The organism is Pseudomonas sp. BN411, from assembly GCF_029871235.1.
Lineage (GTDB): Bacteria > Pseudomonadota > Gammaproteobacteria > Pseudomonadales > Pseudomonadaceae > Metapseudomonas.
In genome coordinates, this window is the sequence record NZ_SSOM01000050.1 from 28,178 (window position 1) to 40,828 (window position 12,651).

The window sequence follows — 12,651 nt, forward strand, 5'->3', positions numbered from 1 at the left end:
CGTGCAAGCGCCGCCCGCCCTACTTTTTCACGGCGGCCGGGTTGACCTGTTCCACCAGCGCGTAGGCCCGGACGGTAGCCGGGCGCGCCTGGATGACCTGGTACCAGCGCTTGAGGTTGGGGAAGTCGTCCAGGTTCTGTTCCTGCCAGGGGTGGCGGTCGATCCAGGGGTAGATGGCCATGTCGGCAATGCTGTATTCGCTGCCGGCCACATAGGTACGGTCGGCCAGGCGCTTGTCGAGCACGCCGTACAGGCGCGCGGTTTCCTTCACATAGCGCTGGATAGCGTAGGGCAGCTTTTCCGGGGCGAAGCGATTGAAGTGGTGGTTCTGTCCGGCCATCGGGCCCAGGCCGCCCATCTGCCAGAACAGCCACTGCAGGCAGTCCTGGCGACCGCGCAGGTCTTGCGGGATGAAGCGTCCGGTCTTCTCGGCGAGGTAGAGCAGGATGGCGCCGGACTCGAACAGGGACAGCGGCTCGCCACCGTCCGACGGCGCGTGGTCGACGATGGCCGGGATACGGTTGTTCGGCGAGATGTTCAAGAAGTGCGGCTGGAACTGTTCGTCCTTGCCGATGTTGATCGGGTGGATGCGGTAGGGCAGGCCAGCCTCTTCGAGGAACAGGGTGATCTTGTGGCCGTTGGGGGTGGTCCAGTAGTACAGGTCGATCATCGGGACGGCTCCAGTGGGCCTTTCGCTCGGCCCTGAAACGAACAGGCCCGCACTAGGCGGGCCTGGAGGAGTGCGGGGGCGTCAGGCGCCGTGGCACTTCTTGAACTTCTTCTGGCTGCCGCAAGGGCAGGGATCGTTGCGGCCCACTTCTTTCAGCGGGTTGCGCACCGGCTCCTGGTGGCCGTGGTTGCAGTGCGGGCCATGCACGTGGTGGTGATCGTGGCCATGGTCATGATCGTGGTTGCAGTTCGGACCATGGACGTGGGGTTCTTGACTCATGAAGGTTCTACTCCGGGATGTAACTGCCGGGGATTATCTCGCCATTGCGAGTGAGGTGCACGCTCTTGCCGAACATCAGCCCGGTCTTCACCTCGCCCTGCAGGCGGTACTTGATGGGTTCGTCGGGCTTTTCCAGGAGCTTCACGATGTACTTCATGTGCCGCCACAGGTTGGTGCGCACGGGTACTTCGAAGGTCTGGCTGCCGTGGGCCGGCACGGTAAACCAGGTGCTGGATTCGCCGGAAGCGAGCTTCACGTCATTGAGATGAACGGTATAGGCGAGCCCGCGCACCGGCAGGCTGACGTCGTTGGGGTTGTCGATGCGAAAGCGCAGCACGAACTGCTGTTCCAGCAGTTTGGCGCGGACTACATCGACCTTGAGCAGGCGAACGTCGGGATCCTGGAAGCTGTCGCTGATCCAGGTGGAGCATCCGCTGAGGCCCGAAAAGGGTAGGGCGAAGAAAAACAGTAGGCTGAGAATTCTTATCGTTTGCGCCTGGGAAAACATTGCAATACTCCAAGTGACGCTTCAGTGTAACAAGCAACTGCTCGGCCGCAACCTGTTGTGGGCCGAAAAAAAGCTGCGCCATACTGCAGGGCAATTCGGTCAGGAGTGTTACCAATGGGTCGTTACGAGATCGCCTTTTCCGGAAAGCTGGTACCCGGGGCGCGACCGGAACTGGTGCAGGCCAACCTGGCCAAATTGTTCCAGGCCGACGCCCAGCGTATTGCCACGCTGTTTTCGGGGCGTCGCGTGATTCTCAAGAACAACCTGGATGAAGCCGCCGCGGAAAAATACCGCTCGACCCTGGAGCGCGCGGGTGCGCTGGTCGAGGTGCTGTCCATGGAACCGGAAATAGAAGAAGTGGAGCTGGCACCGCCACCGGAGCCTGAACCCCAGGCTCATCCCGCGGCAGCGCCTGTACCGGCGCAGGTCGAGGCACCGGGCCGCTTGAAGGTGGCTCCGCGCGATGAGTACATGGCCGCGTTCGTTGGCGTGGACGCTCCGGACTTCGGCATCGCCCCCGTCGGCGCCGATCTGCAGGACGCCAAACCGGAGGCGGCGACACCGCGCTTCGATTTCTCCGGAATGAGCCTGGCGCCTGTGGGTAGCGATATGGGGCAGCAGAAGTCCGCCCCGTCCGGGCCGCCGCCGGACACATCCCACCTGCGTCTGGAAGAGCGCAAATAGATAGCAAGAGGCCCGCGATCTGCGGGCCTCTTTGTCATCGCTTCAGAAATAACTCGAACAACATTTCTTGAACTTCTGCCCGCTGCCGCAGGGGCAGGGGTCGTTGCGTCCCGCCTTCACCGGCACCGTGGGGTCGAGGAAATACCATCGGCCATCCGCCTGGACGAAGGCCGAGCGTTCACGATGGCTGTGTTCGCCGCCCTGGTCGTGCCAGCGAGCGGTAAAGGTGACGAAGGCATGCTCGGGCTGGCCGCCCAGCAGCTCATGGCCTTCCACTTCCAGGCCGAGCCAGGTGCTGCCAAGGCTCCAGGCGCGGATGGATTCGACATCCAGTCCGGCGCGCTGGGCGGGCAGGGTGGTTTCCACCAGGTAATCCACCAGGCCGAGGACGTACGCGCTGTAGCGCGAACGCATCAGTGCCTCGGCACTGGCGGCGGGGTGGCCCGCGTGATGGCGGCCGCAGCAGACTTCGAGGAGATTGCCGCTACCGCAGGGACAGATCGCAGTGCTCATGGCTTACCACCAGTACTTGCCGAAGTTTTCCGGGTTGGCCCAGAACTTGGCGTTCAGCCAGTCAGGGACCTGCTTGTACTCGCGCAGGTCGTAGGTGAACAGGGTCAGGGTCTGCTGGTCGCGGCGGAAACGCTCACTGGCCTGCATCGCCAGGGAGAAGAAGTCGGTGTCCTTCCAGCCACAGGCATTGAGGTCTGCCAACACCGCCACGCGGCTGGCGTTGAGGTTGCGGATGCCGCCCAGCAGCTGCAAGCCGTCGCGCTTGGGCAGGTGCTCCAGGCAGTCAGCCAGCAGCGCGAGGTCGAAGCGGCGACCTGCCTGCTCCGCCGGCAGCGGGCCGGCGGGAACCTGCACCACCTGGCTTTCCGGGTGAGCGGCGGCGAAGGCTTCGAGCGCCGGAAGCGGGCTGTCGCCGACCAGCAGCAGGCTTTGCGGAGCGTAGCGTTCGAGCAGGGCCGCAAGGGCTTGCTGCGGTGTGCGGGAGGAGAAGCTATCAGTCATCGAAAATCCTCGAACAAGTAGGGCAAGACTAGCCCGAAGGCGACTCGTGGCCTAGTGCTGGCGGTTTCCGGGGCTGGCGTCTTTACTCCCTAAGTGTCGGTATGGGCCGATTCTAAGAGGAGACTTGCTTATGAGCATTACACGGACAGCGTTACCCCTTGTACTAGTGACCAGCCTGCTAACCGGTTGCGCCGGCCTGCAGAAGACCGACTGGCCCAAGTGTGCGGCAGTAGGGGGTGTGGTAGGTGCGGGACTGGGTGCGATCGAAAGCAGCACCTATGCAGGCTGGGGCGCCCTGATCGGCGCCGGCACAGCGGCAGCCTATTGCTGGGTTCACGGCGATGGCGATGAGGATGGCGATGGCGTATTTGATAGCCGCGACAAGTGCCCTGGCACTCCGCGCGGTACCCAGGTGGACGCCGATGGTTGCCCGCTCAAGGCAGAAGAGCCGGTGGCTGAAGAGGTGGTCGTCGTCGAGCACGAAACCATTGTTGTCCGCGATCTGCTGTTCGCATTCGACTCCGCGAAACTCGACCCGGCTGACGAAGCCAAGCTCGATGGCGTCGCTAGTCGACTGAAGAACGAAGCTCCGAATGCCAAGCTGACGATCACCGGTCACACCGACAGTGTCGGCGGCGATGCCTACAACCAGAAACTTTCGGAGCGCCGTGCCCAATCGGTGGCCGATTACCTGGTACGCAGTGGCATCCCGGCCTCCAGTATCGTTGGTGTCAGCGGTGCGGGTGAAAGCCAGCCGGTAGCCGACAACGCCACCAAGGACGGCCGCGCCATGAACCGTCGCGTGGAAATCCAGATCGACCGCTAAACCCCGGAATACCTGCGGCGCGCGCCTTGTGCGCCGCAGGAGCCGGGTCTTTACTCCTGTGGTACCGGCCTGGCCGGTGGCACAGGAGAATCATCATGGGCAACCAACTCCCCCGGGTTGCGATTTCACTTCTTCTGGTCAGCAGTTTCCTCTCTGGTTGCGCGTCCACGTCCAGCAATGGCAGTGCGCCGCTGAATCAGGGGAATTGGCCAATCTGCAGTCTGATCGGCGGCCTGGCAGGCGGTGGTCTGGGCTCTATCGAGAGCTCTGCCTGGGCAGCCGGCGGCGCCGCGGCCGGCGCCATTATCGGCGGCCTGATCTGTTACGCGCAGGACGGCGATGCCGATGGCGATGGCGTTTTCGATCGCCGGGATGACTGTCCCAATACCCCAGCCGGCGCGACCGTCGATAGCCGAGGTTGTCCGCAGCGAACTTATCCCCAGGCCACAACCGAGGCCCCACCGCCGCCCCAGGATGAGGTGATCGTCCTGAGCGACATGGGCAACGTGCTGTTCGCCTTCGATTCCGCCAAGCTGACATCCACTGCCAAGGAACAGTTGGTCGCCGTCGCCAACCGCCTTACTGGCGCCAACCTGGTGGGCGCCAAGGTGATCGGCTACACCGACAGCGTGGGCTCCGATCAGTACAACCAGGGGCTCTCCGAGCGCCGGGCCAGGTCCGTGGCGGACTTCCTGGCGAGCCAGGGTGTACCGGCCGACAAGCTGACCGCAGAAGGCCAGGGCGAAAGCCAGCCGGTGGCGGACAACGAGACGGATGCAGGGCGCGCGCAGAATCGCCGGGTGGAAATCCAGGTCGATCGCTGAAGGAACTTGCTGCTCTGTATCAATGACATTTCGCAGTTCGATTCTTTTCCCGGCGACGCACTGGTGCGTCGCCGGGCTTCGGCGTATGTTCCGCAAAACTCGAAAAAAGCCTGTTCGGCGAGCAGTACCACCGAACGACGGCAGACCTGGCTGAAAACTTTGGGGGAGGGGAGGAATGCGTTTATTCATGGGGCTGGGCAAAGTCGTCGCCCTGCTGTTCTGGCTGGTGGTGGTCGTCAACCTCGTTTCACCGTTCGCCAAACCATTCGACATGCTGCTCAATGGCGCCGGGATCCTTCTTATCCTGGTCCACCTGTTCGAAATCATGCTGTTCAATTCGCTGCTGCGTGGCCGTGCCAACCCCTGGCTGGATCGCCTGCAGCTGCTCCTGTTCGGAATCTTCCACCTGCTCGGAATCCCACGTCACGGCGCCAAGGAGAGCGGCCATGCGTAAGCTCTGCCTGTTGCTCGCACTGTTCACTCCCGTTGTCCTGGCCCAGGGTCAGGTAACGGTGGAAGCCCACAACTTCCTCAAGCTGCCGTCGAGAGCCGGGAGCCTGAATCTCGACCGGGTCGACGTGGCTGACTACGCCACGCTACTGATCCCGGCGGGGGTTACCGAATTGCGCATCGGCGAACTGCACATGGGGCGCGAGGCGCGTCTGGGTATCGCGCCGGCCGAGCAGACATTTCGCCTGGAGGTGCAGCGCGGCGAGATAGGCACCGGTAGCCATATCACGGCTTCGGGTGCTGCCGGCAGCATGAGCAAGCCGGCCAGTTCCGGGCGCAACCTCGACCTGCGATTCGTGAACGTCCAGGTGAGCGAAATGACCCTCGACGTGCGCGGCGGCATCGGCGCTCCCGGACATTTCGGGCTGGCCGGCGCCGACGGCGACGCGGCAGGTTGCCTCTGGGGTGATGCCAGCCGTGGCTGGGATGGCCAGCCTGGCGGAGATGGCCAGACCGGTGGTGCCGGTGGGCAGGTGCGCCTTGAGGTGCCTGCATCCTTCCCGGTGGAACTGGTCCGTGTGCGCCTGGATGGCGGGGCTGGTGGTGCGCCGGGTGAAGGTGGGGCCGGCGGTCATGGCGGCGTTGGCAAGGGCTGCTTGCTCTACAAGGCTGATGGCGCCAAGAGTGGTCGTGCTGGGCAACCCGGTCGTGCCGGTGCTGCCGGCAGTGCCGGCAGCCTCAAGGTCGTGCGTTTCTGAATGTGGGACGGCGCACAGGGACGTGCGCCTGCAAGGCTGTAATCAGAACGTCGGGCGAATGGCGACGATCGTCACCAGTGCCAGCCCGATCACAAGATTGAATCCTATTACCCGGCGGATGCGACCCAGCACCGCGCCACCTTCCGGCCAGTTCTCCGCGTTCACCGCCGCCCGCAGTTGCGGCAGGAGCAGCGCGCTCACCCGCAGGAACAGGGCCAGCATCGCCACATAAAGGCCAATCATCATGTGCACGTAGCGCGGCGCTGCTTCCATGCTGGCGTACGACAGGTGCAGCATGCCGACGCCGGTGAAGGGCAGGACCAGCACCGCCGGCCATACCCACAGGAAGAAGCGGCGGAACACTTCCAACCAGAGACGCAGCTGGGCGGGCGGTTCCAGGGTGGAGACGGCAGCCGGCCGCAGGATCATCCAGGCGAAGAACATACCGCCCACCCAGATCAGGGCGGCCAGCAGGTGCAGGGCGTAAAGGGCGGCGTGAGGTGTCATCCGGTCAACTCCATTCGGCGGGGAAAAGAAGGCGCGCTATCATAGCCGGCCTGTTAAAGTACTGAAAATTTATCCAGCATTCCGACCCCGCCTTCTCCCATGCTCAGCACCGAACTCAAGTCCCAGATCCAGGGCGCCTACAGCCGTTTCCTCGAAGCCAAGGGGCTCAAGGCCCGCTATGGCCAGCGCCTGATGATCGCCGAGGTAGCCAAGGCCCTGGGCGCCATTCCCATGGATGAAGAAGGGCACCGCGAGGGCGAGCCTGCGGTGGTGGCGGTGGAAGCGGGAACCGGTACTGGCAAGACCGTGGCCTATAGCCTGGCGACCATTCCCGTGGCCAAGGCCGCCGGCAAGCGCCTGGTGATTGCCACCGCCACCGTTGCCCTGCAGGAGCAGATCGTCCACAAGGACCTGCCCGACCTGATGCGCAACAGCGGCCTGAATTTCAGCTTCGCCCTGGCCAAGGGTCGCGGCCGCTACCTCTGCCTGTCCAAGCTCGACATGCTGCTGCAGGAGGGCCAGGCCCAGAGCGCAACGGCCCAGCTGTTCGCCGATGAGGGCTTCCGTATCGATGTGGACGAGAAGGGCCAGAAGCTGCTCAACCAGATGATCGAGCGCCTTGCCGGCAACCGCTGGGATGGCGACCGCGATGCCTGGCCCGAAGCCATCGAGGACCAGGACTGGGCGCGCGTCACCACCGACCACAGCCAGTGTACCAAGCGCCATTGCCCGAATTTCCAGCAGTGCGCCTTCTATAAGGCACGGGAAGGCATGACCAAGGTTGACGTGATCGTCACCAACCACGACATGGTCCTGGCCGACCTGGCCCTGGGCGGCGGCGCCGTGCTGCCTGACCCGCGCGACACCCTCTACGTGTTCGACGAAGGTCATCATCTGCCGGACAAGGCCATCGGCCACTTCGCCCATTACACCCGCCTGCGCTCCACCGCCGACTGGCTGGAGCAGGTGGCGAAGAACCTCACCAAACTGCTGGCGCAGAACCCCCTGCCGGGCGACTTCGGCCGCCTGATCGAAGGCGTGCCTGAACTGGCGCGGGAGATCCGTGCCCACCAGCAATTCATGTTCAATGCCTGCGAAGAGATCGCCGACTTCCGCGCCGGCGAGGACATGGAAGGCCGCGACCGTCCGCGCCACCGCTTCGAGGCCGGCGTGGTGCCCGAGCATCTTCGCGAGCTGGGTATCGAGCTGAAGAAAGGATTCTCCCGACTGCACGATGTCTTCACTCGCCTGACCGAACTCCTCAAGGAAGCCATGGATGGCGAGGCCAGCATCGGCCTTGCCAGCCACCAGGCGGAAGAGTGGTATCCGCTGTTCGGCAGCCTGCTGGTCCGCGCCCAGGGCAACTGGGAACTGTGGACTGCCTTCACCACCGAAGATCCGGAAGACAGCCCGCCCATGGCGCGCTGGCTGACCCTGGCGGAAAGCGGTGCGCTGCATGACATCGAAGTCAACGCCAGCCCCATCCTCGCTGCCGAGACGTTGCGCCGTAATCTGTGGAATGTGGCTTACGGCGCCCTGGTGACTTCCGCCACCCTCACCGCGCTGGGCAAGTTCGACCGTTTCCGTATGCGCGCCGGCCTGCCCAAGGCCGCTGTCACCGCCGTTGTGCCGAGTCCGTTCCAGCACGCCGACGCGGGGCTGTTGCGGGTGCCGGACCTGAAGGCCGACCCCCGCGACGCTGCCGCCCACACCGCCGCCATCGTCCGTGACCTGCCCGATCTGGTGGAAGGCGCGCGTGGCACGCTGGTGCTGTTCGCCTCACGGCGGCAGATGCAGGACGTGTTCGACGGGCTGGACCGCGACTGGCGCAAGCGGGTGCTGATCCAGGGCAACCTGTCCAAGCAGGAAACCCTGAACAAGCACAAGGCGCGGGTGGACGATGGCGAGTCCAGCGTGCTCTTCGGCCTGGCCAGTTTTGCCGAGGGGGTCGACCTGCCGGGTGCCTACTGCGAGCACGTGGTGATCGCCAAGATTCCCTTCGCCGTGCCGGATGACCCGGTGGAGGCGGCGCTGTCCGACTGGATCGAAGCCCGTGGTGGCAACCCCTTCATGGAGATCGCCGTGCCCGACGCCTCCCTGCGTCTGGTCCAGGCCTGCGGTCGCCTGCTGCGCACCGAGGAGGACCGCGGCACCATCACGCTGCTGGACCGACGTGTGGTCACCCAGCGCTACGGCCGCGCCATCCTCGATGCCTTGCCGCCGTTCCGCCGCGAGATCGCCTGACCGCTGCCCCGGCCCGTTTTCGGATGGCCGGGGCGACGACTGGCAATGCGCCAGATAGCCCACCCTTGACGCTGTGCTCCCCCGATCTGCGATGATGCCGGGGTTTTTGCGGGTGCTTCGTGGCACCTGTCTGGCCCGCTTCGTTTTGTCGCACCCACGGCGAGAGACGAACTTGTTGCGGTCTATGCACTGCATTCTCTTGGGAACTCCGGTCCGATGCTTTCGACATCCAAACGCCCCCTCGTCCTGGCCATCCTTCTCGGGATGTCGGGAATCCCCCTGGCTGCCCAGGCAGAGACCCTGTTCAATTTCGTGCGTCCGCTGGACTCCGTGCAGGTGACCACCCAGGACGCCAACTTGCCGAGCGTGACTGCCGAAACCACCGCCAACGGTGAGATTCTTCGACGGCTCACCTTCAATGCCGCCGAGAAGCCGAGCCTGCGCCTCACCCCGCAGATCGGCAGCTGGGACTGGTCCAAGGCCGAGGCCATGAGCCTGCGCATCCAGAGCGCGCAGGACTGGGCCATCACCCTGGACGTCGCCATCGAGAGCACCGACGGCAAGGTCCTGACCACCCAGGTCGCGCTGCCGGCAGGTCCAGCCCAGACACTACTGATTCCCCTGGCCTCCACTTCGCCCAATGCCCACGGCATGCGTGCAGCTCCGCCGGTGCCTTGGACGCGCGATGGCAAGCGCTGGCTGCCGGCCACCCTGGTCAACGGCGAGCTCGATCGCAGCAAGGTCGCTTCCGTAACGCTGTCCCTGAACCAGCCGAACGCAGCCCAGAACGTGCTGCTCGGCCGTTTCGGTACCGAAGAGGTAGACCAGCAGACGGCTCTCTACGACGGACTGATGGACGCCTATGGGCAGTACACCCGTGTCGACTGGCCGGGCAAGGTGAAGAGCGACGAGCAACTGAAGAAAAGCGCCGAGGAAGAGGCAAAGCAACTCGCCGGCTGGATCGCCAAATTGCCTGCGCAGGACGCCTACGGCGGCTGGTTGGGCGGCGAAACCTTCGAGGCCAGCGGATTCTTCCGTACAGAGAAACGCAATGGCCGCTGGTTCCTGGTGACTCCGGAAGGCCACCCGTTCTTCTCCCTGGGCGTCAATGCGATAACTCCTGGCCTCAGCCAGACCTACGTCGAAGGCCGCGAAGCGATGTTCAAGTCGCTGCCGAAGGAGAACGAGCCCCTGGCCGCGCACTTCGGCAAAGGTGACGACCGTGCCGAGACCGACGCCAACAAGGGCCGCGCGTTCAACCAGGGCCGCTGGTACGACTTCTATGGTGCGAACATCGAGCGCACCTACGGCGGCAACGACCCGGAGCGCTGGAAGAACCAAAGCCTGGATCGCCTGAAAGCCTGGGGCTTCAACACCGTGGGCAACTGGAGCGATCCGGCTTTCAACACCAGCCAGCGCATGCCCTACACCTTGCCGCTGTCCATCCACGGTGATTTCTCCACCATCAAGACCGGCTTCGACTGGTGGGGTGGTATGCCCGACCCCTTCGATCCACGTTTCGCCATGGCGGCGGAACGGGCCATCGCCATCGCCGCCCGCGACCATCGCGACGATCCCTGGCTGCTCGGCTACTTCGCCGACAACGAACTGGCCTGGGGCGGTCATGGCGAGGACCCGAAAGCCCGCTATGCGCTGGCCTACGGAACCTTGCGCCTGACCACCGACGTGGCGGCCAAACGCGCCTTCCTCAAGCAGCTGCGCGACAAGTACCGCAACCAGGAGGGACTCTCCAAGGCCTGGGGCATCGAGCTGCAGGCCTGGGAGCTGATGGAGGATCCGGGCTTCGAGCCGCCGTTGCCGAACCCCGAGCACCCGGCCATTGAGGAAGACTTCAAACGCTTCCAGCGTTTTTATGCGGACACCTACTTCAAGACCATCGCCGACTCCATGAAGTGGCACGCGCCCAACCACATGCTGCTGGGCGGTCGATTCGCCGCCACCGTGCCCGAGGCCGTCGAGGCCTGCGCGCAGTATTGCGACGTGATCAGCTTCAATCGCTACACCCGCGAGCCGCAGCACGGGCTGGACATGGACCTGCTGCGTCGCCTGGACAAGCCACTGATGCTCACCGAGTTCCACTTCGGTTCCCGTGACCGCGGTCCGTTCTGGGGCGGTGTGTCCGAGGTGTACAAGGAAGAGGAGCGCGGCCCGGCATACGCCAACTACCTGAAGAAGGCTGCTGAAGAGCCGCTGATCGTCGGCGCTCACTGGTTCCAGTATCTGGACCAGCCGGCTACTGGCCGCCTGCTTGACGGCGAGAACGGCCACCTGGGGCTGGTGGGCATCACCGACCGTCCGTGGCAGGGCTTCGTCGAGGCGGTGCGTAAGGCCAACCTGGGTCTGGCGGCGGACATCAACAAGCCTCAGGAGTCCAAGGTACCGGCCAAGGAACAGCCTGAGGCGCCGGCGAAGGAGCAGCCGAAGGAAGCGGCCAAACCGGCAACCGAAGAGAAACCGGCGGAGCCTGCGAAAGACGCCGAACAGCCCAAGGATGAGGCGGAGGCCCCAGCGGAAGTGCCTGAGGCCGACGCGCCTGCCGAGCCTGCTGCTCCTGCGGAGGAAGCCGGGAAGCCCTGACGGGCGACCCGTCTTCGGCACGGTTCACAAGGAGCGGCAAGGCTGGAACAATGCCGCCTCCATTTCCTACAGGAGCATGCCGGTGCAGACCCAGGGCTATTTCGACTTGCGCTTCGAGGCGGCGAGAGACGCCTTCGCCGAACTCTTCGCGGACCCGCAGGAGCGCGGTGCCGCCCTCTGCGTGCAGGTGGGCGGGGAGACAGTCCTCGACCTCTGGGCCGGCGTAGCGGACAAGGATGGCCAGGAAGCCTGGCACAGCGACACCATCCTCAACCTGTTTTCCTGCACCAAGACATTCACGTCGGTCACCCTGTTGCAACTGGTAGGGGAGGGCAAGCTGGAGCTGGACGCGCCTGTAGCGCGTTACTGGCCCGAGTTCGCCGCCGCCGGCAAGGAGCGCATCAGCGTTCGCCAGCTCCTGTGTCACCGCGCCGGCCTGCCGGCAATCCGTGCCGCCTTGCCGGCGGAAGCCCTCTATGACTGGGAGGCGATGACCACTGCACTGGCGGCCGAGCAACCCTGGTGGACGCCCGGCGAGGCGCACGGTTACGCCCCCATTACTTACGGCTGGCTGGTGGGTGAACTGATCCGCCGGGTCGAAGGTCGTGGTCCGGGAGAGTCCATCGTGGCGCGAGTCGCCAAGCCGCTGGGGCTGGATTTCCATGTCGGTCTGGCTGATGAGGAGTTCCACCGCGTCGCCCATATCGCCCGCGCCAAGGGCAACATGGGCGATGCCGCTGCGCAGCGCCTGTTGAAAAGCATGATGACTGAGCCGAACTCGCTCAGTACCCGCTCCTTCACCAATCCGCCGTCGATCATGACCAGCACCAACAAGCCGGAATGGCGGCGCATGCAGCAACCGGCGGCCAACGGTCACGGCAATGCGCGCAGCCTGGCGGGCTTCTACACCGGCTTGCTGGACGGTCAGTTGCTGGATGGGGAACTGCTGGCCGAGCTGACCCGCGAGCATGCCCGTGGCGAGGACCTCACATTGCTGACGGCTACCCGCTTCGGCCTCGGCTGCATGCTCGATGAGCCGGATGTTGCCAACGCCACCTACGGCATGGGTCGCTACGCCTTCGGCCACCCCGGCGCTGGCGGATCCACCGGCTTCGCTGACCCCGAGCGCGAACTGGCGTTCGGCTTCGTCACCAACACCCTCGGTCCCTACGTCCTGATGGACCCGCGCGCACAGAAACTGGCGCGTGTGGTCAAAGACTGCCTGGGCTGAGCCACTGGTCAGTTCGGCACATTTTTTCTAGGCGCAAGAAAGGCTTAGAGAGAAAATT

General features: G+C 64.5%; 14 protein-coding genes. 8 read left to right on the forward strand and 6 right to left on the reverse strand.

Going from position 1 to position 12,651, the window contains the following annotated elements:
• Nucleotides 1-19: 19 nt before the first annotated feature.
• The 3 genes from E8F06_RS06855 to E8F06_RS06865 form a co-directional block, all read right to left on the reverse strand.
• Entirely contained in the window at nt 20-670 is a 651-nt protein-coding gene (locus E8F06_RS06855) for a glutathione binding-like protein (protein WP_280365528.1), read from the reverse strand.
• A gap of 81 nt (nt 671-751) precedes the next feature.
• Nucleotides 752-949 carry an SEC-C metal-binding domain-containing protein gene (locus E8F06_RS06860; protein ID WP_190833019.1) on the reverse strand — a complete coding sequence of 66 codons (198 nt, stop codon included), beginning with the start codon at nt 947-949 and terminating at the stop codon, nt 752-754.
• Nucleotides 950-956: 7 nt separating this feature from the next.
• Nucleotides 957-1,457, reverse strand: coding sequence for an LEA type 2 family protein (locus tag E8F06_RS06865; protein ID WP_271470364.1), 501 nt, complete (start codon nt 1,455-1,457; stop codon nt 957-959).
• A 114-nt stretch (nt 1,458-1,571) separates the two neighbouring features.
• On the opposite strand from E8F06_RS06865, the gene E8F06_RS06870 reads away from it, so the two are divergent.
• Nucleotides 1,572-2,141, forward strand: a complete 570-nt coding sequence (locus tag E8F06_RS06870; protein WP_280365529.1) for a hypothetical protein — start codon at nt 1,572-1,574, stop codon at nt 2,139-2,141.
• A 42-nt stretch (nt 2,142-2,183) separates the two neighbouring features.
• Here the strand turns inward: E8F06_RS06870 and E8F06_RS06875 are convergent, their stop codons facing one another.
• Together E8F06_RS06875 and E8F06_RS06880 are read right to left on the reverse strand one after the other, a co-directional pair.
• Nucleotides 2,184-2,654: a YchJ family protein gene (locus tag E8F06_RS06875; RefSeq protein ID WP_280365530.1), complete on the reverse strand. Its 471-nt coding sequence runs from the start codon at nt 2,652-2,654 to the stop codon at nt 2,184-2,186.
• Nucleotides 2,655-2,657: 3 nt separating this feature from the next.
• Nucleotides 2,658-3,155: a DUF6231 family protein gene (locus E8F06_RS06880; RefSeq protein WP_190833012.1), complete on the reverse strand. Its 498-nt coding sequence runs from the start codon at nt 3,153-3,155 to the stop codon at nt 2,658-2,660.
• A 130-nt stretch (nt 3,156-3,285) separates the two neighbouring features.
• Here E8F06_RS06880 and E8F06_RS06885 point away from each other — a divergent pair, with 130 nt between their 5' ends.
• The 4 genes from E8F06_RS06885 to E8F06_RS06900 all read left to right on the forward strand — a co-directional run bounded on the left by E8F06_RS06885 (nt 3,286) and on the right by E8F06_RS06900 (nt 6,013).
• A complete protein-coding gene (locus E8F06_RS06885) occupies nt 3,286-3,981 on the forward strand; it encodes an OmpA family protein (protein ID WP_280365532.1) in 696 nt (231 codons plus the stop codon).
• A gap of 95 nt (nt 3,982-4,076) precedes the next feature.
• Nucleotides 4,077-4,805, forward strand: a complete 729-nt coding sequence (locus E8F06_RS06890; RefSeq protein WP_280365533.1) for an OmpA family protein — start codon at nt 4,077-4,079, stop codon at nt 4,803-4,805.
• A 175-nt stretch (nt 4,806-4,980) separates the two neighbouring features.
• On the forward strand, nt 4,981-5,259 hold the full coding sequence (locus E8F06_RS06895) for a DUF1145 domain-containing protein (protein WP_280365534.1): 279 nt from the start codon (nt 4,981-4,983) through the stop codon (nt 5,257-5,259).
• Complete coding sequence (locus E8F06_RS06900) at nt 5,252-6,013, forward strand: collagen-like protein (RefSeq protein ID WP_280365535.1); 762 nt, start codon at nt 5,252-5,254, stop codon at nt 6,011-6,013. Before E8F06_RS06895 ends, E8F06_RS06900 begins: the two co-directional genes overlap by 8 nt.
• A gap of 42 nt (nt 6,014-6,055) precedes the next feature.
• Here E8F06_RS06900 and E8F06_RS06905 read toward each other — a convergent pair whose 3' ends face one another.
• Nucleotides 6,056-6,520, reverse strand: a complete 465-nt coding sequence (locus E8F06_RS06905; RefSeq protein ID WP_280365537.1) for a CopD family protein — start codon at nt 6,518-6,520, stop codon at nt 6,056-6,058.
• Between the two features lie 99 nt (nt 6,521-6,619).
• Between E8F06_RS06905 and dinG the strand changes: the two genes are divergently transcribed.
• The 3 genes from dinG to E8F06_RS06920 all read left to right on the forward strand — a co-directional run bounded on the left by dinG (nt 6,620) and on the right by E8F06_RS06920 (nt 12,593).
• Nucleotides 6,620-8,764 carry an ATP-dependent DNA helicase DinG gene (dinG, locus tag E8F06_RS06910; protein WP_280365539.1) on the forward strand — a complete coding sequence of 715 codons (2,145 nt, stop codon included), beginning with the start codon at nt 6,620-6,622 and terminating at the stop codon, nt 8,762-8,764.
• A gap of 216 nt (nt 8,765-8,980) precedes the next feature.
• The gene (locus tag E8F06_RS06915; RefSeq protein ID WP_280365540.1) at nt 8,981-11,362 is read left to right on the forward strand and encodes a beta-galactosidase; all 2,382 of its coding nucleotides are present in this window, start codon (nt 8,981-8,983) and stop codon (nt 11,360-11,362) included.
• Between the two features lie 82 nt (nt 11,363-11,444).
• The gene (locus tag E8F06_RS06920; RefSeq protein WP_280365638.1) at nt 11,445-12,593 is read left to right on the forward strand and encodes a serine hydrolase domain-containing protein; all 1,149 of its coding nucleotides are present in this window, start codon (nt 11,445-11,447) and stop codon (nt 12,591-12,593) included.
• Nucleotides 12,594-12,651 lie beyond the last annotated feature (58 nt).

Bases quoted from the DNA above. Each gene is read 5' to 3' on its own strand.
- E8F06_RS06855 (WP_280365528.1), bottom strand. From the start codon at position 670: ATGATCGACCTGTACTACTGGACCACCCCCAACGGCCACAAGATCACC.
- E8F06_RS06860 (WP_190833019.1), bottom strand. From the start codon at position 949: ATGAGTCAAGAACCCCACGTCCATGGTCCGAACTGCAACCACGATCAT.
- E8F06_RS06865 (WP_271470364.1), bottom strand. From the start codon at position 1,457: ATGTTTTCCCAGGCGCAAACGATAAGAATTCTCAGCCTACTGTTTTTC.
- E8F06_RS06870 (WP_280365529.1), top strand. From the start codon at position 1,572: ATGGGTCGTTACGAGATCGCCTTTTCCGGAAAGCTGGTACCCGGGGCG.
- E8F06_RS06875 (WP_280365530.1), bottom strand. From the start codon at position 2,654: ATGAGCACTGCGATCTGTCCCTGCGGTAGCGGCAATCTCCTCGAAGTC.
- E8F06_RS06880 (WP_190833012.1), bottom strand. From the start codon at position 3,155: ATGACTGATAGCTTCTCCTCCCGCACACCGCAGCAAGCCCTTGCGGCC.
- E8F06_RS06885 (WP_280365532.1), top strand. From the start codon at position 3,286: ATGAGCATTACACGGACAGCGTTACCCCTTGTACTAGTGACCAGCCTG.
- E8F06_RS06890 (WP_280365533.1), top strand. From the start codon at position 4,077: ATGGGCAACCAACTCCCCCGGGTTGCGATTTCACTTCTTCTGGTCAGC.
- E8F06_RS06895 (WP_280365534.1), top strand. From the start codon at position 4,981: ATGCGTTTATTCATGGGGCTGGGCAAAGTCGTCGCCCTGCTGTTCTGG.
- E8F06_RS06900 (WP_280365535.1), top strand. From the start codon at position 5,252: ATGCGTAAGCTCTGCCTGTTGCTCGCACTGTTCACTCCCGTTGTCCTG.
- E8F06_RS06905 (WP_280365537.1), bottom strand. From the start codon at position 6,520: ATGACACCTCACGCCGCCCTTTACGCCCTGCACCTGCTGGCCGCCCTG.
- dinG (WP_280365539.1), top strand. From the start codon at position 6,620: ATGCTCAGCACCGAACTCAAGTCCCAGATCCAGGGCGCCTACAGCCGT.
- E8F06_RS06915 (WP_280365540.1), top strand. From the start codon at position 8,981: ATGCTTTCGACATCCAAACGCCCCCTCGTCCTGGCCATCCTTCTCGGG.